Source organism: Dyadobacter subterraneus, from assembly GCF_015221875.1.
Taxonomy (GTDB): Bacteria; Bacteroidota; Bacteroidia; order Cytophagales; family Spirosomataceae; genus Dyadobacter; species Dyadobacter subterraneus.
Window position 1 is genome coordinate 2,488,392 of the sequence record NZ_JACYGY010000001.1, and the last position, 25,240, is coordinate 2,513,631.

General features: G+C 39.2%; 20 protein-coding genes. 13 read left to right on the forward strand and 7 right to left on the reverse strand.

The window, feature by feature from the left end; all coding sequences use genetic code 11:
- The first annotated feature begins 115 nt into the window (after positions 1-115).
- The 5 genes from IEE83_RS10275 (at position 116) to IEE83_RS10295 (ending at position 9,968) form a co-directional block, all read left to right on the forward strand.
- Positions 116-1,396 carry an NAD(P)/FAD-dependent oxidoreductase gene (locus IEE83_RS10275; protein WP_194120499.1) on the forward strand — a complete coding sequence of 427 codons (1,281 nt, stop codon included), beginning with the start codon at positions 116-118 and terminating at the stop codon, positions 1,394-1,396.
- A 185-nt stretch (positions 1,397-1,581) separates the two neighbouring features.
- On the forward strand, positions 1,582-3,945 hold the full coding sequence (locus IEE83_RS10280) for a GAF domain-containing protein (RefSeq protein WP_194120500.1): 2,364 nt from the start codon (positions 1,582-1,584) through the stop codon (positions 3,943-3,945).
- A 42-nt stretch (positions 3,946-3,987) separates the two neighbouring features.
- Complete coding sequence (locus IEE83_RS10285; protein WP_194120501.1) at positions 3,988-5,220, forward strand: Pycsar system effector family protein; 1,233 nt, start codon at positions 3,988-3,990, stop codon at positions 5,218-5,220.
- Between the two features lie 69 nt (positions 5,221-5,289).
- Complete coding sequence (locus IEE83_RS10290) at positions 5,290-6,150, forward strand: SdiA-regulated domain-containing protein (RefSeq protein WP_194120502.1); 861 nt, start codon at positions 5,290-5,292, stop codon at positions 6,148-6,150.
- Between the two features lie 26 nt (positions 6,151-6,176).
- Positions 6,177-9,968, forward strand: coding sequence for a metallophosphoesterase (locus IEE83_RS10295; RefSeq protein WP_194120503.1), 3,792 nt, complete (start codon positions 6,177-6,179; stop codon positions 9,966-9,968).
- 57 nt (positions 9,969-10,025) lie between these two features.
- Here the strand turns inward: IEE83_RS10295 and IEE83_RS10300 are convergent, their stop codons facing one another.
- A complete protein-coding gene (locus IEE83_RS10300) occupies positions 10,026-11,057 on the reverse strand; it encodes a hypothetical protein (RefSeq protein WP_194120504.1) in 1,032 nt (343 codons plus the stop codon).
- Between the two features lie 153 nt (positions 11,058-11,210).
- Between IEE83_RS10300 and IEE83_RS10305 the strand changes: the two genes are divergently transcribed.
- Both IEE83_RS10305 and IEE83_RS10310 read left to right on the forward strand, forming a co-directional pair.
- Positions 11,211-11,603, forward strand: a complete 393-nt coding sequence (locus IEE83_RS10305; RefSeq protein ID WP_194120505.1) for a hypothetical protein — start codon at positions 11,211-11,213, stop codon at positions 11,601-11,603.
- A 104-nt stretch (positions 11,604-11,707) separates the two neighbouring features.
- Positions 11,708-13,375: a serine hydrolase domain-containing protein gene (locus IEE83_RS10310; protein ID WP_194120506.1), complete on the forward strand. Its 1,668-nt coding sequence runs from the start codon at positions 11,708-11,710 to the stop codon at positions 13,373-13,375.
- A 43-nt stretch (positions 13,376-13,418) separates the two neighbouring features.
- Here the strand turns inward: IEE83_RS10310 and IEE83_RS10315 are convergent, their stop codons facing one another.
- A complete protein-coding gene (locus IEE83_RS10315; RefSeq protein WP_194120507.1) occupies positions 13,419-14,000 on the reverse strand; it encodes a TetR/AcrR family transcriptional regulator in 582 nt (193 codons plus the stop codon).
- Positions 14,001-14,075: 75 nt separating this feature from the next.
- Entirely contained in the window at positions 14,076-14,831 is a 756-nt protein-coding gene (locus tag IEE83_RS10320; RefSeq protein WP_194120508.1) for an SDR family oxidoreductase, read from the reverse strand.
- A gap of 494 nt (positions 14,832-15,325) precedes the next feature.
- Between IEE83_RS10320 and IEE83_RS10325 the strand changes: the two genes are divergently transcribed.
- Entirely contained in the window at positions 15,326-15,706 is a 381-nt protein-coding gene (locus IEE83_RS10325) for a DUF983 domain-containing protein (RefSeq protein WP_228101760.1), read from the forward strand.
- A 79-nt stretch (positions 15,707-15,785) separates the two neighbouring features.
- Here the strand turns inward: IEE83_RS10325 and IEE83_RS10330 are convergent, their stop codons facing one another.
- Positions 15,786-16,568 (reverse strand): helix-turn-helix domain-containing protein, encoded by a 783-nt coding sequence (locus tag IEE83_RS10330; RefSeq protein ID WP_194120509.1) that lies wholly within the window; start codon positions 16,566-16,568, stop codon positions 15,786-15,788.
- A 67-nt stretch (positions 16,569-16,635) separates the two neighbouring features.
- Between IEE83_RS10330 and IEE83_RS10335 the strand changes: the two genes are divergently transcribed.
- Genes IEE83_RS10335 through IEE83_RS10345 form a run of 3 tightly spaced genes read left to right on the forward strand, consistent with a single transcriptional unit; the run spans position 16,636 to position 20,660 of the window.
- Complete coding sequence (locus IEE83_RS10335) at positions 16,636-17,997, forward strand: TolC family protein (RefSeq protein ID WP_194120510.1); 1,362 nt, start codon at positions 16,636-16,638, stop codon at positions 17,995-17,997.
- 4 nt (positions 17,998-18,001) lie between these two features.
- Positions 18,002-19,066 carry an HlyD family secretion protein gene (locus tag IEE83_RS10340; RefSeq protein WP_194120511.1) on the forward strand — a complete coding sequence of 355 codons (1,065 nt, stop codon included), beginning with the start codon at positions 18,002-18,004 and terminating at the stop codon, positions 19,064-19,066.
- A gap of 4 nt (positions 19,067-19,070) precedes the next feature.
- The gene (locus IEE83_RS10345; RefSeq protein ID WP_194120512.1) at positions 19,071-20,660 is read left to right on the forward strand and encodes an MFS transporter; all 1,590 of its coding nucleotides are present in this window, start codon (positions 19,071-19,073) and stop codon (positions 20,658-20,660) included.
- Between the two features lie 4 nt (positions 20,661-20,664).
- Here the strand turns inward: IEE83_RS10345 and IEE83_RS10350 are convergent, their stop codons facing one another.
- Positions 20,665-20,925 carry an AbrB/MazE/SpoVT family DNA-binding domain-containing protein gene (locus tag IEE83_RS10350; RefSeq protein WP_194120513.1) on the reverse strand — a complete coding sequence of 87 codons (261 nt, stop codon included), beginning with the start codon at positions 20,923-20,925 and terminating at the stop codon, positions 20,665-20,667.
- A gap of 15 nt (positions 20,926-20,940) precedes the next feature.
- The gene (locus IEE83_RS10355; protein ID WP_194120514.1) at positions 20,941-21,828 is read right to left on the reverse strand and encodes an AraC family transcriptional regulator; all 888 of its coding nucleotides are present in this window, start codon (positions 21,826-21,828) and stop codon (positions 20,941-20,943) included.
- Between the two features lie 108 nt (positions 21,829-21,936).
- On the opposite strand from IEE83_RS10355, the gene IEE83_RS10360 reads away from it, so the two are divergent.
- Both IEE83_RS10360 and IEE83_RS10365 read left to right on the forward strand, forming a co-directional pair.
- Entirely contained in the window at positions 21,937-22,830 is an 894-nt protein-coding gene (locus tag IEE83_RS10360) for a pirin family protein (RefSeq protein WP_194120515.1), read from the forward strand.
- A complete protein-coding gene (locus IEE83_RS10365) occupies positions 22,830-23,225 on the forward strand; it encodes an OsmC family protein (protein ID WP_194120516.1) in 396 nt (131 codons plus the stop codon). The genes IEE83_RS10360 and IEE83_RS10365 overlap by 1 nt, the downstream gene beginning before the upstream one ends.
- On the opposite strand, the gene IEE83_RS10370 is transcribed toward IEE83_RS10365, so the two are convergent.
- Complete coding sequence (locus IEE83_RS10370) at positions 23,226-25,136, reverse strand: hypothetical protein (RefSeq protein WP_194120517.1); 1,911 nt, start codon at positions 25,134-25,136, stop codon at positions 23,226-23,228.
- Positions 25,137-25,240: the final 104 nt, after the last annotated feature.

Consider the following 25,240-nt stretch of genomic DNA (forward strand, 5'->3'; position numbering starts at 1 on the left):
AAATAGGATTTTGGCCAAACATCTGTATGAAAATTTCTTTGGAACGATAATTGGGGAAACCCATGCCAAACGGAAAGTTTGATCAGATTATTTTTTAATCAAAATAGAATTGATAATGAAAGTAGTGATAATAGGCGGCGGTTTTGCAGGAATAAATTTTGCACTTTCCCTGGCCAACCATAACGAGTTTGAAGTAATTCTTGTAGATAAAAACAACTACAATTTTTTTCCACCGCTAATTTATCAGGTCGCCACCGCTTTTCTGGAACCGTCCAGTATCAGCTATCCTTTCAGGAAATTGTTTTCAGGAAAAGATAATCTGCATTTCAGGCTTGGAGAGTTGCAAAAGGTAATTCCTGCTGAAAACAAAATTGTACTCGATAATGGCGAGCTGCCATATGATTATCTTGTTTTTGCTACCGGCGCGGAAACGAATTATTTCGGTATGGAAAACGTGAAGAAAAACGCGATTCCGATGAAAACACTTGACGATGCAATTGAAATGCGTAATAAATTATTACAGCAAATGGAAATGGCATCTGTCTGCACTGATCCGGAGGAAACCAAAAAACTGCTGACCATTGTAATCGCTGGCGGCGGACCCACAGGTGTGGAAGTTTCAGGAATGTTTGCAGAAATGAGAAACGGAATTCTTCGCAAGGAGTATCCTGAACTTGCCGGAAAAGGAAGTGAGATTTATCTGGTGGATGGGGGAGAGGCACTTTTGTCGCCAATGAGCTTAAAATCACAGAAAAATACCTACGATGATCTGCGCAGACTTGGTGTGAAAATAAAACTGAATACGCATGTCAAGGATTACGTGAACGATACTGTCGTATTTGATAACAGTGAGCCGATTGAAACCAAAAACCTGATATGGGCTGCTGGTGTTACCGCAAAAGTTTTTGAAGGAATTCCAACCGAAAGTTACGGACGAGGCAGGCGCATGATCGTGGATCAGTTCAACAAAGTACAGAGCACCACCAATATTTACGCGATCGGTGATACCTGCATTCAGATTACAGATCCGCATTTTACAGGCGGGCATCCGCAGGTAGCGCAGGTTGCCATTCAGCAGGGCAAAAAACTTGCCAAAAATTTTAAACGCATTGCAGAAGGAAAAGCGCCTGAGCCGTTTGAATATCTGGACAAAGGTTCTATGGCCATTATCGGTAAAAACAAAGCGGTGGTAGATTTGCCAACACCAAAACTGCATTTAAAGGGCTTTTTTGCCTGGCTGATCTGGTTGTTTATTCACCTTCTTTCATTGATAACTTACCGGAATCGTATCAGGACTTTTTATAACTGGATGATTGCGTATTTTACAAAAGACCAGTCGTTACGGATGATCATAAAGCCTTCCCGGCAAAATAAAAGTCAGGAAGGAATTCAATAGCCCGGTTTGTTGTTCATTTTAATATAGTTAAAACGCTGATGTCGGTAAGAATTATTTCTTCGGACGTCTGGCGTTTTTTCTGTAATAATAAAACAGGAAAATTAAAAGTAATTGGGCTTTTCGTTCGTCTTCTTTTATATCAACAAAGTGAAAAACGAAATAGAATCCACTGAAAAGACTTAATAATGAAGGAAACCATCTTAGATATATCGCAAAATGTTCCTCAGGAAATTGAGCAGATTGATGTATCACTCTCCTTTAAAAAATTCATAGATTATATAAAAGAAAGAATTGCGAGGGAGACAACCGTCAAGAAGAAATTTTTTGAGTTTGTATTAGACCGATTCACCGAAAATCCAAGATTTGCCGGGAAGGTTGAATTATCTGATATAGGGGATTTTCAAGAGCAGTTAAGTCTGGTTTATAACATGCTTGTGCCTGTCATCGCTGATGAAAAGGAGACCTTATGGGCGTTAAGCGTACCACTGAAACCGACGATTTTTTACGAAACATCTGCCTTTCATGATTTGTTGGCGGACAAGGATACCGGGCATACCAAATGTGATTTGCTTCGGGATATTGATCTGAGCATTGAGAAAAAACAAAAAGTGCAGATGCTCTATTCGTTTATTCTCGAACGTTTTTATGGCATTCCTTCATATCACAACAATGAAATGATTCTCTCGATCCGGGATGATAAAACGTGTTTATCCAAATATTACAAGCTGGATCTTGGTAAGGATTTCATAGAGGTGACGCCCAAAGGACCGCTGCCAGAACTAAGTATTGAAACACTTCAAAAGCAATCTCAACGGGATTTTGACTGGAATTCGCTGGCAGAAATACTGCCGCTTTCGATGTTTAAATTCGAAGGTTTTTCTGTCATTACGCTTACGGATGTTACAGCAGATCAGGCAGTTGAAAACATTAAAAATATAATTCTGAATCCAGTACGGGAAACCGCGCAGTCTTATTACGAAAAAATAATTGCTTCCCTAAGTCTTCTGATTGGAAGTCACGAGGTTAAATTTGGCCTGCTTCCTGAGCTCCGTGTCAATGAAAAACTCGTTTTCAGTGATGACTTGTGCACACATAGCATTTTGGTACAGACTTCTCTTGAACAGGGTTTGGAAGAAAATGATTTTCTGTATCTGGCTGACAAATTTTTCAAAAATCCATCCGTTCATTTTTATAAAGATCTGAATGACGGAGAAGATCATGGTGATTTTTTGAAGGTTTTAAAAACGCATGGAGTTCACTCATATGCCTTAATTCCGGTTTACAATGCTTCACGTCTGGTGGGTGTGCTGGAAGTTTACAGCAAAGAAAAAGATTTGTTAAATGAGCATGCTCTTTCAAGTCTAAAACCTGCGCTTCCGTTGATCGGGCAGCTTTTGCAGAATAATATTAATGAATTTGAGTCAAGAATTGAAAATGTAATTAAGGAAAAATTCACTTCCCTGCAACCTGCTGTTCAGTGGAAATTCAAGGAAGTTGCCTGGCATTATCTTCGTGATAATACCATCCAGCTTCCCAAAACGCCGATTGAAAGTATTCATTTCAAAAATGTGTATCCGCTGTACGGAGCCATAGATATCAGAAACTCGACAGTTGAAAGAAACACGGCTTTGCATACTGATTTGCAGGTCCAGTTTGGTGCTTTGATTAAGGTGCTCAAAACCATAAAAGAAAATGTTGGACTTGGACTGGCTGATGAAATTATCTACAAATGTAAAAAGTGGATGGAAAAGATTTCGGACCAGTCGACTGAAAATGATGAGGTAAAGGTTCTGGATTTCTTTGAGTATGAGGTATATCCGTTTTTGGAACATTTTAGACAAAGTGAAGAAAAGCTTACCGAAAGTATTGAAGAGTACTATCAGGTAGTGGATAAAGATACCGGCATTGCTTACGCTAACAGAAATGCGCTGGAATCTTCCATGCAAACCATTAACTCGGCGGTCAATCTTTATCTTGAACTGTTTAAAAGTGAAATTCAGCAGTCCTATCCATGTTATTTTGAGAAATTCAGAACGGATGGCGTGGAATATGATATTTACATCGGACAGGAAATTGCGCCGGAGAAAAATTTCAATATTCTGTATTTGAATAATATTCGTTTGTGGCAGCTGACTTCCATGGCGGCAATAGCGAAAATTACACATGAGTTGATGCCTCAGATGAAAAATCCGCTGGAAACAACGCAGCTGATTTTTATAAATTCAAACAGTATTGACATCAGTTTCAGAGACGACGAAAGACGTTTTGATGTGGAAGGTTCTTACAATATCCGTTACCATGTCATCAAAAAACGAATTGACAAAGTACACGTCAAAGAAACCGGAGAACGTTTGACACAGCCCGGAAAAATCGCACTGGTATATTTCAATAGCAAATCCGCCGAAGAATATGTTAATTACATTAAATATCTTCAGGAGAAAAATACCTTGAAAAACGATCTGGAATATTTAGAACTTGAAGAATTACAAGGTGTTACCGGATTAAGAGCTTTACGCATCGGAGTAAATCTGGATGGCGAGTGGAATTGAAATCCTTAATCCTTACTATGTCAGATAATTTAAAATTATAATATGAATTACGATAAGGTCCTTGAACATGTGCAGCATCATGTTAAACACTTTTTCAAAACCCAGCAGATTGAAGCGTTAGTTTATCACAATTTGAAGCATACCGAAGCAGTTGTTGAACATGCGGAAGATATCTCCAAACACTATGAGCTGCATGATAAGGATAATTTTGTGGTCGTGGCCGCCGCCTGGTTTCATGATATCGGTTATTGCACAGGAGGTGCGCAAGGACACGAACAGCGTGGTGCAGAACTTGCAAAGGTTTATCTGGAAGAACAGGAAGTTAAGGAAGAGGTAATTCTGGCTATCCAGGGTTGTATCTTGGCAACAAGTATTCCACAAAAACCATTGGTATTTCTTCAACAGATTGTTTGTGATGCAGACTTATACCATCTGGGGACAGATGAGTTTGTTGAAAAAAACAAGCTGATGCGGAAGGAAAAGGAAATGTGGCTGGGCAAAAAAATAGATAAAAAGGAATGGCGGAAACACACGATAGCGTTTCTGGAAGCGCATTCTTATCAGACAGATTATTGCCGGGCCTTGCTGGATGATGTAAAACAGAAAAATATTCAGAGATTAAAAGATAAAGAAACGGAAAAAGTGAAAGAACCGGAACCGCCGATAAATCTTCTTAAATACATAGATGATACAAAAATGGCATCAGAACCAGAAGAAGATAAGGACAAAAAAGGAAAGTCTGACAGGCCTGAAAAGGGAATTGAAACGATGTTCCGTATCAGTTCCAATAATCATCAGAGGTTGAGTGATATGGCTGATAATAAGGCACATATCATGATCACGACGACGTCAATTATCATTTCGGTGTTACTGAGTATTTTGCTTAGAAAGCTGGAAGATAATGCATACCTGATTTTCCCGACGATTTTGTTGCTCACGATTTGTGTGATCACCATGGTTTTTTCTATCCTGGCTACGCGTCCCACTATTCCGCATGGAACGTTTACCGAACAGGATATAACAGACAAAAAAGTGAATCTGCTTTTCTTTGGTAATTTTTACAGAATGGCGTATTCAGATTATGCTGCCGGCATGCAGGCGATGATGAACGACCGCGATTTTTTATACGGAAGTTTGACCAAAGATGTTTATTCCCAGGGTGTTGTGTTAGGGAGAAAATACAGATTGCTGCGCGTTGGTTATAACGTATTCATGTTTGGTATCGTGGCATCAGTTGTTTCTTTTGTGATTGCCTCTATGTTCTTTGGAAAATAATTCAATGTTGGATTTTAAACAGAAGGTCGATTTCAAGTGTTACTTAACACATGCGGAAATTAAATTTATATGACTTATAACTTTTACAAAATACTGGCTTCGGCCATTTTAATGATTTCTCTTTTTACAGGTTGTTCAAATTCGCATGAAAATGAACAGACCTTGAAAGATTACAATCTTGAAAGTCCGGAAAAGTTTTTTATGCCTGAAAGCCTTTTCGAAATTTCAGGAATCGCTTTTCAGAAAGGAAATGCTGATACGGTTTATGCCATTCAGGATGAAGAAGGAAAATTATTCCGTCTTGCCTGGGGTGTAAAAAAACAGTATCACGCCAAGTTTGGCAAAAAGGGAGATTATGAAGACCTGGCCATTATCAATGACCGGGTTGTGGTGCTTAAAAGTAATGGAACGCTTTATACTTTTCCTTTCTGGGAGTCTGTATATGAGGAAGTTGACAGCACAAAGGAATGGAAAAAAGTATTGCCCAAAGGTGAATATGAAAGTATTTACGGAAATGAAGATACAGACAGTTTGTATGTTCTTTGTAAAAACTGCGGGCAGGATGATTCCAAAAAAAGTATTACCGGATATGTTTTTCACACCGGCGATAGTGTTGCTGTTCCCAGACCTTTCCAGATCAGCGTAAAGGAAATTAGGGAATTGACCGGAAAAGTGGAAAGAGGTTTCAGACCTTCCGGAATGGCTCAAAATCCGTTTTCAAAAGACTGGTATATAATCTCAGCAGTTAACAAATTATTGGTTGTAACAGATAAAAACTGGAAAGTGCAGCAGGCTCTTGCGCTCAACGGTAATATGTTCACGCAGCCGGAAGGTATTGCTTTTGACAAAAATGGCAATCTTTATATTTCAAATGAGGGAGATGATTTTGCCGAAGGTAACATTCTGAAATTTAAAAAGTTAAGTAAATAATATTAGTGAACTTATCTTAACTTGATATGAAATTAAAAGTCTCCTCAATATGCTTTATCATCGTACTGGTAATTATTTCGTCCTGTTCCAGCTACAAAAAACTGCAATATTCAAAGGAAGGTAAAAGTTGGGATCAAAGTTCGCCTGCGCCTGATCTGGTTTTAAAACATACGATGTATCTGGTTGGAGATGCAGGAAATGACAAACCGGAAAATAAGGCACCTGTTCTTTTATATCTTAAAGAAAAACTTGCCAAAGAATCTAAAAATAGCTCAGCTTTATTTTTAGGAGATAATATCTACGAATACGGCATGCCGCCTTCGGATGATTCTGCCAAAAGAAAAGTGGCCGAATACCGCATAACTTCCCAACTCGAAACGCTGGATGATTTTAAAGGAAGACCGTTTTTTATTCCCGGAAACCATGATTGGCGCGGATGGGGAAGAAAGGGATTGAAACGCCAGGAAAATTTTATTGAATCTTATCTCAATACACGGAGAGGTAAAACTGATAAGGATGATTACGAGCATTATTTTCTTCCACAAGATGGCTGTTCTGGTCCGGAAGTAATTGAACTTAATGATAATGTGGTCGTTATCGTCGTGGATTCTCAATGGTGGTTAAGTGATTGGGACAAGGATACCAAGATCAACGATGGCTGTGAAATTAAAAACCGGGCAACTTTCAAATTTATTTTTGAAAATGTAATCCGTAAATACCGGAACAAAAATGTGGTAATTGCGATGCACCATCCGCCATTTACGTATGGTCCACATGGTGGAAAATTTACAATCAAGCAGCACATATTCCCGCTTACGGAAATGAATCCAAATTTGTACATTCCACTTCCCGGGATTGGAAGTTTGAGCGCGCTTTTTCGTGGTACTGTTGGTTCGCGCCAGGATACGCATAACAAATTGTACAAAGATATGCGTGATGGAATTCTTGCCGCGGCAAGGAAAAATGGAAATTTCATTTTTGCCAGCGGTCATGAACATGCCTTACAGTTTATCGAAAACGACGGTCAGGAATTTATCGTTAGCGGAAGTGGCTCCAAAACCAGTCCGATTGGAATGGGCAAAGGCTCCCAGTTCGCTTCCACGGCTTTGGGTTACAGCACGCTTTCATTTTATGAAGGCGGCGAAACCTGGGTACAATATTGGGAAGTAGACGAGCACGGTAAAAGTGCAAAAATGGTTTATCAGAAAAAGATAAAAGATAAACTTCCGGTAGTTAAGGAAGAGCCGACAATTGCCTACAAAGAGTACGAGGAACATCAGGATAGCACCAGCCGTTTTGTTTTGAAAAACGAAATAAAACCGGTTAAGCGTTTTCATAATTTTCTATTCGGGAAGCACCACAGAAATCTGTATATGGTGAAATATCCGTTTCCGGTTCTGGATTTCGACAAATATCAGGGTGGCGTTATTCCAATCAAACAGGGTGGGGGAAACCAGACAAATTCGCTCCGTGTGCGAGCAAAGGATGGGAAGGAATATGTTATGAGAGATATGACAAAAGACGTCAGCCGGTTTTTGCCATATCCTTTCAACAAAATGCTTGCTGCTCAGTTTCTGGCTCAGGAAAATTTCCTTTCTACGCTGCCTTTTGCACCGCTGGCTATACCAAAACTGGCTGATGCGATTCAGGTTTATCATACCAATCCGAAAATCTATTATGTTCCTTCGCAGCCTGCATTAGGAGATTTTAATCAGGTTTTTGGCGGAAGTTTGAGTCTGGTGGAAGAGCGGCCGGATGGAAAAAAATGGAAGGATTCGCCATTCTTTGGTAACGCTGACAAAATAATCAGCACGCCTGATTTGCTTGAAAATATTCTTGAAAGTAATAAATATAAGGTTGATGAAAAGTGGGCGTTGAAAACGCGTTTTCTGGATATTATCGTCGGAGACTGGGACCGTCACGATGACCAGTGGACCTGGGCGGATATTAAACAACCTGACGGCACAAACTTATACCGGCCAATTCCACGTGATAGAGATCAGGCGCTTTCTAAATATGACGGACTGTTTACAAATGCGGCAAGACTTACCATGCCGTTCCTGCGCCAATTGCAGGTTTACGGTCCGGAAGTACCAAGTATGAAATGGACTACATGGAGCGCGCGTTTATTTGACCGTACTTTTCTGAATTCACTGAGCTGGGAAGATTGGGAAGAGCAGGTGCGCTACGTTCAGAAAAACATGACGGATGAGGTAATCGAAAATGCTTTCACTGATTGGCCTGATAAAGCACGGGAAATGGCCGCACCGCTCGCGATCAAAAGTATTAAAACAAGACGAGATAATTTATTGGAACTTGCCAGAAAACATTACGAATTTGTCAGTGAATCTGTAAATGTGATTGGTACTGAGGAAAATGAACGATTTGAGATAGAGCGAATTGACGATCAGCATACCAGTGTTACTGTTTCGGAACTCAATAAGAAAGGCGGGATCAAACAACAAAATTACAAACGAATTTTTGATAATAGAATCACCAAAACAATCAACGTTTATGGTAATGGGGATGACGATGAATTTATTGTAACGGGCGATGTCAGCAAAGGAATAAAAGTCAGGCTGATTGGAGGAACCGGGAAAGATATTTTTACCGATAGTTCGGTTGTTCGTGGCGTTGGCAGAAAGACGATTGTATATGATGATCTAGGCAAGAATAAAATAAATGGCGGGCCGGAGACAAAGGACAAGCGCACTTCACTTTATCGTTACAATGTGTATGACCGCAGAAGCGCGGAAAGTGATTATGATATCACCGTTCCGCTTCCGATTGTTGGCTACAACCCGGATGACGGATTTTTGATCGGTGCCAATTTTAATATGATCAAATACGGTTTCAAAAAAGAGCCTTACAAATCGCAGCAACGGTTTGGCGGAAGTTATTCTTTCGCGACCAAAGCCGTCAAACTTTACTATACCGGTGATTATCTGAACGCCTTCAAAAGTTTTGATTTTTATCTTGATACTTATTATCACGGCCCGGCTTATGCGTTTAATTATGCCGGCTTGGGAAATACTTCGGAACGTCCGGTTGATAATCCTAATTTTTACCGGGTTCGTCAAAGTGCTTTTCATGTGTATCCGGCCATCAAGAAACATTTTGCCGGAAACAGCGGTTTTGTGACCTTAGGACCTGTTTTTGAGGTTTCGGATGTTCAGAAAACAGGTGGAAGATTTATTACCAGCGATGCAAATCAGCTAAGCGATGATGTTTTCAAAACAAAATATTATAGCGGCGGACAGCTTTTGTTTAATTTCAGCAGCGTCGATAATATCTTTTCACCACATTCCGGATTACGTTTTAATGCCGGAATGAATTATACCAAAAACCTGAAAGAGGATAAGAGCTTTTCGGGTTTGAAAGCGCAAATTGCTTTGTTTTTCAGTCTGGATACAAAGGAAAATATCATTTTTGCTTCACAGATCGGAACGGGTCTTAATTTTGGAAAGGGATATGAATTTTTCCAAATGCCAACGATTGGTGGAAATCAGGGACTACGCGGATACCGAACACAGCGTTTTTATGGAAAAAGCAGCCTTTGGCATTCGAATGATTTGAGAGTCAGATTAGGCAATAGTATAAATCCAACATTACCATTGACTTACGGGATTTTCGGTAGTTTTGATTATGGCCGCGTCTGGCTGGATAATGATCCCAATAGAGATTGGCATTACAGTTATGGAGGCGGAATCTGGGTAGCTCCGGTAGATATTCTCACCTTGTCAATTGGCGCATTTATCCCAAAGGAAAAACAGGAAGAAAAACCAAGAATTGCCTTTCAGGTAGGATTCTGGTTTTAATTTGATCAAAATATATTTGGAAGAAACCGGCAGAAAATCAGTTTTCTGCCAGGTTTCTTATTGAATAGCAGCTACCGGAATAGAGTTTCCATAGCGATAGTTAATCTTAAATCTGTAAACTTTTGGCCTGTTATCCATTAGTCCGGAAGCAAGCACTGCGCCGGCCAGGCCAAATGCAGCTGCGCCGACAACCGAACCGTTGTTGGCCTCGGAAATAGACGCAGGACGATCGTAGAAGAAATCGGTTCCTGTTTTCCGGACTTCATAAAAGCCAAAAGGGGTTGCTTTATAAACTCTTTCACCATTACAAACCGCATAAATGCCTTCGGTATCTAATCTGAATTTCCGGTTTTTTATTTTGTATAATTTATAAACCCTGATTTTTTTCGGATTTGCATCATCCACGAAAATTTCACAAGCTTCGTCTGGTTTATTTACTTTGAGGGCATTGTACTGGCGATAAATGCCTCCAACCGGTTTTTCAGCCACGTAGAAGGGAACGGAAAGTTTTTCCAGATGATCCAGCATGTACAGATCTGAAAGTGTGTAGCTGCGACTGCTCTCCAAATTTTTCTGCTGAAATCCCGCCGCCTTTTCTGAAATTTTACAAAACTGGTCATTTACGGAACGAAGCAATTTTTTGGTTACGTCCATTCCTTTAACGGTATAGACGCTGTCGATGGAAAAAAGCTCAGAAAAATTTCCATCCGGATTCTCTGAAAACAAACGAATAGACAGTTTAAGACTTCCGCTTTCCCTAAAAGTCCCGGTGGTTTCACTAAGAAATAATTCGTTTATCACAACAACAAGTTCCCGTGATTTTTCATCCGAACTGTTGTTGGTTATGAAATATTTCCCCAATGTATCGGCTATCGAACCATCATAACGGATTTGTTCCCGGCGGTTAAAGGCTCCTTTTTGAACAAATCCCAGCAAATCTTTATTTGCCAGATTATCAATAACTTGTACTTTGGTAAAGGGTGACTGAATTGCCGGACAGTTTGGATTTAATTCCAGATAATGATCCTGCGCCAGGGAAGCGCTTACAGAGACAAAAAATAAAAAGAGGATTAAGTAGAGTTGTTTCATAGTTGGGAGGAAAATTGATAGAGGTTTTTGTCTGACTAAATTATAAGAAATAAATTAAAATTTTATGTGATATTTGAATTTTTGGAACACAAAATTTCCCTCTGATTTTTAAAGCTTATAGTCTGATAATGATCTGAAATGAAGGAACAAAACATGATCAAACCGCAAACACTTTTCATAGCCACAGCCTTCCTTGTTTCACTGGCGAATTTTCTGTTTCTCAAATCTGAAATTGATATTCAGCTTTATGATACTTACTATGTAATTTCACAACAGTTTTTCGCTCAACTGCTTTCTCTTATTTGCATTGCCTGCTTTACGCTCTATTTTATTTATGCCAGATTCATAGTGCCTTTGCAAAATCCGTTAGGATATATTCATTACATCCTGACCGTGATTCCTGTTCTAATATTGGTATTAAAACCAAGCGATGACATGCAAACAATGACTCTGATTGCCATTATTGCAGCCGGCCTTTTGGTGCTCGGGCAAATTTTTATGATTGTAAATATTGTTCGCACGAGGCGTTCTGAAACTGAGGACTGAAAATCAATGTAACCTGACATTTCTTAATTAATTGACTAAGCTTCTAGGAAAGTTACAGCGGCAGAGTTTACCTTTATTGTCACTTAACAATCTTCAATTAGCCAATGAAAATTATTTCACACCTCAAAAAAATTCTACTGGTATTTTGCCTTTTCCTATGTTCCAATTTAGTTTCGGCGCAACAGTACGTATTTTTTCTTCATAATAAATTCATCGAAGAAAACGATTTAGACGCAAAGCATCCGGATTATGGAATAGCTGAATATGACCAGATTCTGGATTATTATACAAAACAAAATTTTGTAGTTATCAGTGAAAAACGTCCGGGGAAAACAGATGTAAAATTGTATGCACAAAAAGTTGTTAATCAAATTGACAGCTTATTATCGAAAGGCATAAAACCCTCGAAAATCACTGTTATCGGCACTTCCAAAGGCGGTTACATTGCACAGTTTGTTTCAAGCCTGGCAAAAAATAAAGATCTGAATTATGTTTTTATCGGGGGCTGTGGAGAGGAAGATATTGTTAAAATTCCGGATATAAATTTCAGCGGGAATATTTTATCCATTTATGAAAAAAGTGATACAATTGGTCAGTCATGCACCAATATGAAACTGAAATCGGTTAATACCATTAGCCGGTATAAAGAGATTGAATTGAATACGGGATTGAAGCACGGATTTCTTTTCAAAGCACTACCAGAATGGCTCGAACCATCTTCAAAATGGGCCAAACAGGAATATGGAACCGTACCTGCCCGGAAAAATTCGCCGGTTAAGAAATCTGCCCAAAGTACAAGTCTGAATTTAGCATATAGAATTGATTCCTTGCTTAGGGCGCCAACCAAAAAGCCGTTTAACGGAATTGTGCTAATTTCAAAAAATGGATTTACCAGGTATTCCAAAGTTCAGGGTTTCTCAGATATCGGTAAAAAGAAGCCGCTAAAATTCGATGACCAGTTTGTGATCGGTTCAATCAGTAAGCAATTTACTGCAGTGTTATTACTAAAAGAATATGAAAGAGGTCGTGTTCAACTCAATGTTCCCATCCGTAATTATTTGCCCGAATTAACGCAGTCATGGGTAGATTCAGTTACTGTGGACCAGCTTTTGACACATATGCATGGCATATCGGTGCTGGATAAACCGCTTGATTTTAAACCTGGTACAAAATATGCATATTCCCAGATTGGTTATGAGCTGTTGGCACGGATTATTGAAAAGACGTCGGGGAAATCGTTTGCCTCTTTGTCAGCCGCACTTTTTAAGAAATGTAAAATGTACAACACATTTCACCCGGATGTGAAGCAATACCAAAATCTCGTAAATGGTTATACCGAACAGGAAAACGGGAAACTCGCTGTTGAAAATACAACATTTCAAAACTATGTGGCCGCAGGCTCCTTTATTTCAACAGCGCACGATTTGCTGCTCTGGAATAAATGTTTGCATGAGGGAAAGATTTTATCTCTGAAAACATACCGACTGATGATAGCTAAAAAACCGGAGGCGAAAAGAAATCATCCAATATTTGGCAACGTTGAATATGGTTACGGCATCACGCACGACACGAAGGACGGTATTCTGCAACTCGGACAAACAGGTTTTGCACCCGGATTTATTTCCATGGATTTTTATTTCCCCGATACAAAAACCAGTGTCATTGCTTTTGATAATGTAGTTTGGGATGATAACGATTTGCAGAAGGCATTTTTGTATCACACAAAGATTCTTGAAATCGTAAGAGAAAATATTTTGAACAAGAAAAAATAATCAGATCCGGACTATCTAAAATGAGCAGATTGGTCCGGATCTTCTATTTTATTCCTTCAAGCGCAACACTGACGATATCATTATAAATATCTTTTTTCACGCCTGATTTTGCTGCAACGCGTAATCCGGAAATCGTATTGAAAAGAAAACGGGCAACAGCTCTTGGATTTTTATCTTTTGAGATTTCTCCTGATTCCTGGCCCTTTACAATGAGCTGAAAAAAGGCATTTTCAATATCCTGCATATTTTCATGTACAATTTTATCAATTTCTTCATCATGCGGCGCAAGCTCGACGGTACTATTCACCATAAAACAGCCCTTGGGAAGTTTGTCGGTAAAACTGTCGTGAACCAGCATTTTAAAAATTTCTTCCAGCGAAGCCATGGTATTTTTTGACTGGTTGACCATATCAATCAATCCACCGGCTGCCTGAGCACGATACCTTTCCAAAGCAGCAATGTAGAGCTTACGTTTATCCCCAAACGTGTCGTAAATACTGGATCGGCTAAGTCCCAATGCGTCAACCACGTCCTGCATGGAAGAAGCGTTGTAGCCTTTATACCAAAACAGATCAACCGCCTTATTCAATATCGCTTCCTGATCGAATTCTTTTGTACGTGCCATATGCTGAAAAACTTTGCTGAATCACTCAGCAAAGTTAGTTTATTTGGAACAATTGTTCCGTATTTGGACCTGAAATTAATTCAAAACCGCATTTACAGTTAATCCGCCATCAACGACGATCTCAGTTCCGGTAATAAACGACGAGTCCGATGAAGCCAGGAACAAAACGGTTTTTGCAATTTCCTCGGACTGAGCAAATCTGTTTAATAGAATTTTTTTACCTAACACATCTCCGAAGCCAGCGACTTCTTCATGGCTCAAACCTAACTTTCCGTATAACGGCGTTTCAACCGGACCCGGAGAAACGGCATTAACACGGATTTTTCTTGGCGCAAGTTCTGTGGCAAATACCCTGTTGAAAGATAAAACCGCTCCTTTGCTTCCGGCATATGCTGCTGAATTGGGCATACCTACATGGGCATTTATCGAGGTGTTAAAAATAATAGAGCCACCATCATTCAGTATCGGCAGAAATTTTTGGACTGTGAAAAATGTACCTTTTACATTGATATTCATAATGTCGTCGTAGTGTTCTTCCGTTGCAGATTCCAAAGGCGAAAAAGTGGCAAGGCCGGCATTAAGGAACAAAATATCGATGTTGCCAAATTTGTTTTTCACACTTTCTACCAGTTTATCCAGCGAGGAAAGATTGGCTTGGTCAGCAACAAATCCGGTCACATTTAATTCTTTGGATGCCTGATCCAGAAATTCTTTATTTCTTCCGGTAATGATTACCTGCGCACCTTGTGCTGCAAATTCTTTGGCTGTGGCATAACCAATTCCACTATTTCCACCGGTTACTACTGCGACTTTGTTTTGAAGATTGCTCATTTTTTATGTATTAAAATTTATATGGAACGATTGTTCCGTAAAGGTAATAATTACGGAATGATCATTCCTAATTAAATGTAAAGTTTTTTTGTCGAAAAAAATGTATCTTAAAAAACACCAGAAGAAAGTCTGGAACACTCCAGTTTTATCTTTTTCGGAACAGACTGTTCCGTTCTAATTTTATCGTTTCGTAAAGCGTTGTATCAAAGGTATATAGGCAGGTTCACCAGAGAAATGAACAGATTCATGTTTGATATGTTCTTTTTATCGATAAAAATGAATGGTGAAAATCTCCCGGCGTAAAATTTCAGAATCGTTGATTTATACCATAGATTACACCATCTGTACTTTCAGGTTTACCACTGTATTCCGACATTTGTAATAAGTTAAATGAGGCGATTAAAACTTGTTGTACTTGCAGGAATTAATAGATGAAAATACTCCCCAACCGGAGTGAATATAAATTTGATTAAGGCTTCTAATGTTTAGAAATCATGAAAAATAACAGAGTTTACAGCGTATTGTTTAATAAATGTCCACGTTGCGGTCAGGGCGATTTTTTTGTTACTAAAAGCGCTTACAGTTTCAAATTCGATCAAATGAATAGAAACTGTCCGCATTGTGGTGAAAATCTGGTGCCGGAACCTGGATTTTATCAGGGCGCATTATATATGAGCTATGCGTTTTATGTTGTTTTCATGCTGATCTACTTTTTCGTGTTCATTCATTTTTTTGAACCATATCTGGATTATTTTCTATACAGCATCATCCCGGTTTTGATTTTTTTAACTCCGCTATTTTACCGTATGGCCAGAAGAGCCTGGTTGGCAATATTTATAGCTCCCGCTCCGGAAGAGGCTGCTAATAAAAGATAGTTTGAAGATTGATTGTGAAATTCATTTGGTGGTAAATCTGTGGTTAGGATTTATTGCCAAATGAATTTTTGTTATAAAATTAAAATTTCTGGAATTCAGATGGTCTTACATTTACTAGTCCATAAAATGTATTACTGAATGTGGCGATGCTGTTGTAGCCGGTTTCGTATGCGATTTCGCTGATTGTTTTGTTGGTTTGCAACAGCTGTTCCATGGCGCGGATCATCCGTGACAACTTTAAATATTGCAAAAAAGATGTTTCCAAAGTTGACTGGAATAATCTGGAAAATGTACGCGGGCTCATACCGAACTCTTTTGAAATTACATCAAGATGCAAAGGCGCTTCCAGATTGTCTTGAATGTAATTAATGATCGGCTGCATCTTTTCGTGGTTTGTTGTTGGTAAAATAATGGGAAGCGGATGTTTACTGATTTTTGGTAACAGATTTTTTATGGTTGTCAAAAACTGATTTTCAAATGTATCCACGATAATTTCCCCACTCCAATTTTCTGTGAAAAGTAACATTTCGAGCAATAGATTATTGGCCGGATAAATGCCCATTCTGTCATAAAATGATTCAACCTGATTGTCAGCCATGTTAAAATATAGATTCCTTACAACCGAAGACCTGTTTTTTTGCTGGACAAAATGTTCCAGTCCCGGCGGTATCCAGATGAAATGTCTGGCCGGGAGAAAATAGGCTTTATCTTTTGTGTTTAAATAAGCGATACCGCCCTCAACATAAGTAAGTTGTCCTTTTTGATGCGCATGGTAAGGAAACAAATTTTCCATACGGTCATGCAAAACATAACTGGATTCGGGGTTTAAATCGATATTGACTAACTGTTCGGAAATATTCATGATGGCCGGAATTGACAAATATTTGGCAATATATAGAAAAGGCTTCTTTGGGTAACAAATTACCTTTGTGTTGTCATCAATCCAATATATGTGTTACCGTCATAAATTAATTCTTTCTTCTCTTTTACTTTGTTCAGTTGCATTTCAAAATACATTTGCAGAAACAAACCTCACTCCAAAGGACACGCTGAAACTTTCCTTGCAGCAAATCTGGCAGCAAGCTGAACTGCAAAATAAAAGTGTTAAAATCAGTCAGTTAAAAATAAATTCCAGTTTAGAAAACCTCAAAGACGCTAAGGCGGAACGTTTGCCTGAAATCAATACAGGGACAAAGTATGCACGAATTTCTAATCTGCCCATTTATGAAAATGGTATTCTCAACACGCCCAGTTACTTTCCTGTTCTTCACAATTATTTTCAGCTGAATACGGAAGCTTCTGTTGTGGTTTACAATGGTCAGAAATTGAAAAATCAGGTTAAAGAGGAGGAAGTGGAAAATCAAATTTCTTCTATTGAAAAAGACATGACTGTTTCTGATATAAAATTCAAAGCAACGGCATATTATTTAGAACTCGAAAGAAATCTGCTTTTCAAGGATCTTGTGAATGCCAATATTCATGAACAACAAAAGCGGCTTGATCAGATACGTGAATTGTTTAAACATGGTGTGATCCTGCGCAGCGATGTGCTTCGGGCTGAACTTTCGTTGTCAAAACAAAAAATGCTTTTGGTTGAAATCGAAAATACTATTGCTATCAACAACCAGAAACTAGACGTATTGATCGGGCTGCCGGAAAATACTTTTTTAAATCCTTCCGAAGATGTCAAAAGCCAGGTAGATTCCATCAAGTTGTACGACGAATACCTTACTGATGCGTTTTCCAATGCATACGGAATTCGTATTTCTGAAAAAGAAACAGAGCTGAAACAACTTGCTTTGAAAATTGTCAAATCAGGTAATCTGCCAAAAGTTACGGCATATGCAGAATACGGTTACACGTATCCACAGATTTTCCTGTATCCGTATGCGGGCGCGTTGTATGGGCTCGGTCAGGCGGGCGTGAAAATTTCCTATACTTTGTCTTCGCTTTATCAGAATAAACACAAAGTGAAATCCGCTGAAATACAGGCTGAAAAGCAGCATTTGATTCATTCAAATGAGGAAGACGCGCTGCGTGTTCAGGTGAATGAAGCTTATGTGCGCTACAATGAATCTTTGAAAAGGGTAAAAGTTTCAGAAGAAAATATCCACCAGGCCAGTGAAACTTACCGGATTGTATACAATACGTATTTTAATCAACTGGCACTTTTGACGGATTTGCTGGACGCGGATACGCAATTATTACAGTCAAAATTTGACCTTACTTCGGCTCAGATACGGGCCAAACTCGAATATTATTACCTCATGAAAACGATCGGCAATCTTTAAGAAAATGGGCACACAGCAAAATCAATTTAACAATTCAGATAAATTAATCACCAGAATAACCGCCTGGATTGCCGGTTTCATCCTGCTCGGACTTTGTGCCTGGGGAGGCGAAACTCTATGGGATCTTTGGAAATATGAAGAAACAGAGGACGCGCAGATTGAAGAATATATCAATCCGGTAACGTCCAGGGTAGGAGGGTTTATCCGTGATATCCGGTATGAAGAAAATCAGTCTGTAAAAAAAGGAGATACGCTTCTGATTATTGATAACCGGGAATATCAGCTTGGGCAGGAAGAGGCGGAAGCGGCGTTGCTAAATGCAAAAGCGCAGATTTCGGTTTTAAAAAGTACCGTTGAAACTTCTTCCAAAAATGCAACAGTCAATGAAGGACAAATTGCGGCAGCCAAAGCAAAACTCTGGCACCAGGAGCAGGAATTTGCCCGTTATGAAAAGCTTTTGCAGGTTGAAGCAGTAACGCAGCAGCAATTTGAAAATGCTAAAACGGCGCTTGAAGTTGCCAAGGCGGATTATCAATCGTTTCAGGATACTTACAAGGCATCTTTGTCAAAAGTAAACGATATTAAAGTACAGCAGGAAGTAGCTGAGGCTGAAATAAAAAGAAGAGAAGCGATTCTGGATCGCAACAAACTTGATGTTTCCTACACCGTTGTGACTGCACCATATGATGGAAAAATGGGAAGAAAGACCATTCAAAACGGACAAATGATTCAGGCCGGACAGACTTTGGCTTACATTGTTGATCAGCAGGAAGGAAAATGGGTAATTGCAAATTTCAAAGAGACACAGATTCGTCATATGCATACCGGACAAATGGTCGATATAGAAACGGATGCATTACCGGGTGAACATTTCAACGGAAAAATTGTCTCACTTTCACCCGCAACAGGTTCAAGATTCTCGCTTTTACCACCCGATAATTCAACAGGAAATTTTGTGAAAATTACACAAAGAATACCTGTGAGAATTTTGCTGACTGATGCAAAAACTAAAATAGAAAATCTTCGGGCCGGGATGAATGCGATGGTTCTTGTTAAAAAAGGAATCTGAATTTATGACAAATCACGCTTCATTATTTAAGTCCTGGGTTCCGGAATGGCTGGTTAAAGTTGGAATTGCTGTGGTGCTTTTTCCGCTCTTGGCACTGTTCGGATTGTTTACAAGTAATGTCAGCGCAACGGCCGGTTATTATGGAATTGAGCCGATTGATGTACAATATTCCACCATCGTTTATTATGCAGCGTTGGCGAGTTGGTATTCTTTGGAGCAGCGCTTTTTTAATAATTTACCAGCCAAACAGTACTTTATCATCAATGTAATATTGTTGCTGCTGACGTGTTACGTTTCTTATTTCACACATAGTTCTTTTGTATTTTTCCTGACCCGTTTTTTGCAGGGAATATTTACCGGCGGTATAAACAGCATTTGTCTGACGCTGATTTTTCGGAAACTTTCTACTGAACGTGCAAGAGAAATCGGGTATTCCATTTTTTATGGAATGCTCGTTTGTTCTTCTCCGCTGGTGATGCTTTTGGCATCACTGATCATAGAATATTCCGATTACCAGTCGCTTTATCAGGCTTTGATATTTATGATTTTACCGGGATGCGCTCTTCTGATGTGTATGTTGAAAAACGTGCGGCTGGTAAGGAAATTCCCATTATACCAACTTGATTTGAGCAGCTTCGTTTTTTACACACTGATTTTATGTTTGTTTGGCTACGTTTTAATTTATGGACAAACAAATTACTGGCTTGAAAGTATGCATATCTGGGCTTGTATCGGAGCTATTCTGTTGCTTTTACCTCTTTTTATTTTCCGGCAATTAAGTTTGAAAAGACCGTTTATCAACCTGGCTGTTTTCAAATATTCCAATTTTCGGATCGGGGCTGCTTTGCTTATTCCGTTTTATATTTGCCGTGGTTCGCTCAATATTACATCAAATTATTTCGATGTCGTTTTGGGTATGGATCCTATACATGTGGCAGAATTAATGCTGGCTAATATGGTCGGCGTTATCATCAGCGTTTTTGTCTCATCCAGACTCATTCTGATGAAAAAGCCTATGCGAATGATCTGGCTTAGCGGATTTGCATTTTTATTGCTATTTCACGGCTGGATGTATTTTCTTTTTGCCACGCAGGCTGATGCTTCTACTTTCATTTTGCCGTTGATTGTTCAGGGGCTAGGAGCCGGGACGCTTATGACGCCGATTATTCTTTTCACCGTTTCTTCCGTTCCTGCCGAGATTGGAGCTTCTGCTTCTATGGCTGGAATTCTGTTTCGTTTTATCGGTTTTACGATGAGTATGGCGATGATTACGTCATTTCAACTTTTTTCAAAAAGCACGCATCAGGAAGATTTTCGGAATCAGATTACTGCGCTGAGTCCGGTTGCACTGGAGAGATTGAAAGGTTATGAGCTGGCGATGGAAAGCCACGGTATTGCAAAAGACCAGGCGATGAAAATTGCCAATGGTCTGCTGAGTAAAGCGGTTGATAAACAAATGATGCTGCGCTATGCAATGGATTATTATTCGATCATTTGCTGGGTAATTATTGCCGTAATGCTGCTTGTTTCGCTGTATCCTTATTTGAGTCAGACGGTTTTGAATGTGAGATCACGGCAGCCGGCGCCTTATTGATTTTTTATTGGTTACCTTCCCATTTCCATTCATTGTTATCAAACTCACTTGGAAAATCGTTGATCAATAAACCATCGTCACCTGCTTCCGACATTTGTTTTGCTGCCTCTGCCCAGCCTGTACGAATATCAGGATGCAGTAATATTGCACCCTCTTTTAAGGAAAGTTTAACCCTGGAACCTGCCGAGAGCTTTAACTGATTTAAAATATTTGATGGAATGATAATGCCGTAATCGTTTCCAATTTTGAATATTTCTGTTTTCATAGGTATGTGTATAAACTAATGTTTCCCACTTTCAAAAGTAGACTTTTTCCTGAAAACCTCAGGACTCATTCCCACTTCCTTTTTGAAAAATTTAGTAAAATAAGAATTGTCGTTAAAATTAAGTTTATAAGCAATTTCGGACACGCTCAGCCCCAGATTGACCAGTAATCTTTTGGCTTCCAAAACTACACGATTGCGTATCACTTCACCGGCTTGCATTCCTAAATGTTCCTTACATAATGCGTTCAGGTGATTTGGAGTAATATTCAGCAGTTCAGCATACTCTCCGGGCAGACGGATTTCAATGAAGTTTTTCTCAATCAACTTGTGGAAATTACTTAATAACACATTCGTTTTAAAAGGAATATTCTGCTGCCGGTGTAATGAAGTGCTTTGTTCAACGGTTATAAAAAGTTGCAGCAAAAGTACTCGGATCATATCGTCATGAAAAACATTTTTCTGTCCTGACTGTTTTATTAAATCTTCAAAAAGCTGATTTACAGATTGATGAACATGCCTGGAAAGATTGATTACGCTTTCCTGAGAAATGCCATTGAAGAAAGAAAACGAAGCCAGATATTCGGGACGAAGCAGAAATGACTGGAAGAAATCACCCGAAAAATTAACAACAAAACCTTCCACATGACCCTTGAAATCCCAGGAATGTACCTGGCCGGGAATCATGAAATAGATCTGATAAGGTTTTACTTCAAAATGGTTGAAATCGATCGTGTGCATACCACCTCCTTCTGTAAAAAAAAGCAAATGATAAAAACTGTGACGATGCGGCGACGTCAGATTGGGATGTATCGCCAGATATTCGGCAAACCGGCTTATCAGAATATCATCCTGCTTATGTTCTGAAAGCGAGTTAATATCAATTCTGGGAATGTTGGTTTGCATGGTTGTATCGTAATCTGTTTGTCAAATCTACCAATAACTTTTGTTTCAAATCCAATATTAATATTTAACTTTTGCCACTAAACGTAAAAATGGTTTGAGGTCAGAAATATGTCTAATATAAATCTTATCATTGAAGAGCGTCCCCGGAATATCGGAAATTTTATGGTCGGGCGACTTCTTCCATTCAGTGGAAAAAGGATGGTCGGACCATTTATTTTTATCGATCATATGGGACCGGCTAATATGAACGACCACCAAAATATGGACGTTCCGCCGCATCCGCATATCGGCTTGTCGACGCTCACCTATCTTTTTGAGGGCAATGTGATGCACAAGGATAGTCTGGGGACTGAAATGGAAGTCATGCCCGGACAGGTAAACTGGATGACCGCCGGCGCCGGAATTGTGCATTCGGAAAGGACGCCGGAATATCTTCGTCATTCGGATAAAGTGTTACATGGTTTGCAGATCTGGGTTGCGCTGCCAAAGGAACTGGAACAAATGGAACCGGAATTTTTCCATGCTTCCGAATCTGATTTACCACATTGGGAAGTTGATTCTGTTTCTTTCAAACTGATTGCAGGTTCACTGATGGGTAAGAAATCACCCGTGCCGGTTTTTAGTCCGCTATATTATTTGGAAATAAAAAGTAAAGAAGCTAAATCTGTTAAGATCGGTCATGAACTTTACGGAGAAGCAGGAATTTATATTTTGGAAGGAAGTATCCAGGCCGAGGGAAATACCTATCTTCCCAAACAGCTTTTAGTTGCGATGGACACAAATCTTTGTGAATTCACGATGGCTGAAAACACAACCGTTTATATTTTTGGAGGCGAGCCTTTTGCGGAAGAACGTTTTATTTATTGGAATTTCGTGGCTAGCAGTCAGGAATTGATTGATAAAGCTAAGGAAAACTGGCTTGCACAGACATTCAAGCCAGTGCCGGGAGAAACAGATTTTGTACCATTACCCGCTGAAAACAACAATCTAAAACATAAATAATGGCCAAAGTATTCGCAAGCATCGGAAGCGCGCTTTATAAAACCGAAATTAAAACAGCCACGAATAGTCTGATTGCAGATGAACCCATTTCTGCCGGCGGTATGGATCTTGGATTTTCACCCGAAGAATTGCTGGCGTCGGCTTTGGCTGCTTGTACCTGTGGAACACTCAGGATGTATGCAAACCGGAAGGGCTGGGTGGAATTAACAGAAATTAACGTGCATGTGGAATTTTCAAGAGATGTTCAGGCCAATGTTTCTCAAATGAACAGAAAAATAGAGCTGGTTGGTGAATTGAGTGAAGAACAAAAAACAAGATTATTGGCTATCGCGAATAAATGTCCGATTCATAATACGCTGACACATACCATTACGATCGATACAACATTAAGCTGATTATTTGCCGGAAACCGATTTGATTTTATCCTTTAAAAGCAAAGCATTTGCGTTTGAAGGATCTTTTTTCAGCGTCTTATTAATGTATTTTTCAGCCGCTTTGGCGTTGGCAAATTTGAGATAATTCAGCGCGATCTGGTTGCTGAGATCGATATTAGAAGAATCAAGCTGATATCTTTGTTTAAGGTTAATAATCTCACCAACAAGATTTTGTAATTCAGTCATATTGAAATTAGACTCGTTATGCGCCGCTGCATAATTGAGATATACTATGGCCTCTTCCGGTTTGTCTTCTTTCAGAAGTGTGATAAAAAGCGTTTGCGCAGTTTTGAAATCATTTCGAAGAGCAAATGCTTTTTTAAGATAAAAAACTGATTTTTCATTTTGGTTTAAGCCTGCGGAAAGCATTCCTGCCTGCACAAAAAAGGTGGGATTGAGCGGGAATTCAAGTGTAAAAGCTTCATTGATCTGCAAGGCACCTTTGAGATTATTTTCTTTCAAATACACTTTTAATAACTCCGATAAAGCTCCGTCCCAGGAAATTTGTTTTACAGAAAGTCCGCCGGCCAGTTGTTCTTCAATCGTTTTTTCATGCGGAATTTCTGCCGGCATTGGCTCATTGAACGGCCAACCTTCTTTTAACATCATCATTTCATAAACTGCTTTGAGCGAATCGATTGGCGTAATCGGCATTTGATTTCTCAATTCATTAAATGATATTTCATTTTTCCAATCGCTGCTGATCAGCTTTTCTTTTTTCAAAGACTGATAAAAAACATCAGACAACAATGCATAACCAAACAGATTAGGATGAACATGTTCAAGCAGCGTTTCATGACCGAGAATACTATGAGCTGAATTTTCCCGGAAAACTTTTTCCGCATTAACAAGTTTGACTTTTGGATATTTGGCAGCCAATTCTCTCAGTATCTTGTTCATAGCCTGCGGAGCGCGGAATCTTAAAAGATCAAGTTCTTTGGCTGCGATAAAATATTTCTCTGCTTCCGGAAATTTATTCTGTTTAAAAGATTCATTACCAAGCTGATATTGGTGTAAGGCAGAAGTTGAGTTACTGCCGGATTCGCTTATAAATGGTTTTAAATCTTTTTCATTACTAACCAGCGTACTGATGAAAACCGGAACATTGTTGTTTGAAAACACCTTACATAAATCAGTCATATTCGTTTCAAACTGCCGGATTCCCTGTTCAAACTTTTCAGAATTTAAAGCGATTTTCTGATCTGAAACCATGCGTTTCATCAGATTTTCACGAAGGTCAAGTTTCTCATTTGAAGCTGATGATTTTATTTTGGCAAGAACATTGGTGGCAAGCTGAATAATTCTCAGATTTCTGGTTTTAATAATAAAACGGATCAAAGTAGGATTCCAACCCGCAAAACTTGTGGAACCAACGCCCATCGCACCATAATATTCGTTATGCCCGGTATAAACCAGCACAGCATCTGGCTCATAATCAACAACCTGATTCGCGAAATCCAGAACTGTGTAGGAATTGACGGCAGTAAGGGAAAGGTTTATAATCTCAAATTCTTTTTCAGGAAAAGTATGCGTAAGCCTGTATTGCAGCCAGCGGTGGAACGAGCCATTGTGCATGTACGGGTAACCAATTGTGGTTGATTCGCCCAAAACAAAAATCCGGAAAGTGCCTGCTACTTTCTTTTTTGTGAACGGTTCATAATTCCCAATCGTGGCATTTTGCTGCTGTGCAAAGTATTTTTTTGAAGTATGCTGGTTCATCACCAGATAACCCGGATGGTTCGGATCATCAACAAAAAGACCAAGATCAAGGCCATAACCAAATAATCTTAGCCCGCACTCCAATAAAACCAAAACGATAACTGGAAAAAATATTGCCAGTACTTTAAAAAGCAAAAGTCGCTTTCTGCTCACAGATAATTTATTTTTAATGGTTAACAAATGAGCAGGTTACACAGCGTACCACAGAGCTAAAAAGAGGTACACAGCGTTTTACTTACATTATTTTACCTCTGTGC

What these genes read in the sequence shown, in the direction of transcription:
- IEE83_RS10275 (WP_194120499.1), top strand. Translation starts at nt 116, where the DNA reads ATGAAAGTAGTGATAATAGGCGGCGGTTTTGCAGGAATAAATTTTGCA.
- IEE83_RS10280 (WP_194120500.1), top strand. Translation starts at nt 1,582, where the DNA reads ATGAAGGAAACCATCTTAGATATATCGCAAAATGTTCCTCAGGAAATT.
- IEE83_RS10285 (WP_194120501.1), top strand. Translation starts at nt 3,988, where the DNA reads ATGAATTACGATAAGGTCCTTGAACATGTGCAGCATCATGTTAAACAC.
- IEE83_RS10290 (WP_194120502.1), top strand. Translation starts at nt 5,290, where the DNA reads ATGACTTATAACTTTTACAAAATACTGGCTTCGGCCATTTTAATGATT.
- IEE83_RS10295 (WP_194120503.1), top strand. Translation starts at nt 6,177, where the DNA reads ATGAAATTAAAAGTCTCCTCAATATGCTTTATCATCGTACTGGTAATT.
- IEE83_RS10300 (WP_194120504.1), bottom strand. Translation starts at nt 11,057, where the DNA reads ATGAAACAACTCTACTTAATCCTCTTTTTATTTTTTGTCTCTGTAAGC.
- IEE83_RS10305 (WP_194120505.1), top strand. Translation starts at nt 11,211, where the DNA reads ATGATCAAACCGCAAACACTTTTCATAGCCACAGCCTTCCTTGTTTCA.
- IEE83_RS10310 (WP_194120506.1), top strand. Translation starts at nt 11,708, where the DNA reads ATGAAAATTATTTCACACCTCAAAAAAATTCTACTGGTATTTTGCCTT.
- IEE83_RS10315 (WP_194120507.1), bottom strand. Translation starts at nt 14,000, where the DNA reads ATGGCACGTACAAAAGAATTCGATCAGGAAGCGATATTGAATAAGGCG.
- IEE83_RS10320 (WP_194120508.1), bottom strand. Translation starts at nt 14,831, where the DNA reads ATGAGCAATCTTCAAAACAAAGTCGCAGTAGTAACCGGTGGAAATAGT.
- IEE83_RS10325 (WP_228101760.1), top strand. Translation starts at nt 15,326, where the DNA reads ATGAAAAATAACAGAGTTTACAGCGTATTGTTTAATAAATGTCCACGT.
- IEE83_RS10330 (WP_194120509.1), bottom strand. Translation starts at nt 16,568, where the DNA reads ATGAATATTTCCGAACAGTTAGTCAATATCGATTTAAACCCCGAATCC.
- IEE83_RS10340 (WP_194120511.1), top strand. Translation starts at nt 18,002, where the DNA reads ATGGGCACACAGCAAAATCAATTTAACAATTCAGATAAATTAATCACC.
- IEE83_RS10345 (WP_194120512.1), top strand. Translation starts at nt 19,071, where the DNA reads ATGACAAATCACGCTTCATTATTTAAGTCCTGGGTTCCGGAATGGCTG.
- IEE83_RS10350 (WP_194120513.1), bottom strand. Translation starts at nt 20,925, where the DNA reads ATGAAAACAGAAATATTCAAAATTGGAAACGATTACGGCATTATCATT.
- IEE83_RS10355 (WP_194120514.1), bottom strand. Translation starts at nt 21,828, where the DNA reads ATGCAAACCAACATTCCCAGAATTGATATTAACTCGCTTTCAGAACAT.
- IEE83_RS10360 (WP_194120515.1), top strand. Translation starts at nt 21,937, where the DNA reads ATGTCTAATATAAATCTTATCATTGAAGAGCGTCCCCGGAATATCGGA.
- IEE83_RS10365 (WP_194120516.1), top strand. Translation starts at nt 22,830, where the DNA reads ATGGCCAAAGTATTCGCAAGCATCGGAAGCGCGCTTTATAAAACCGAA.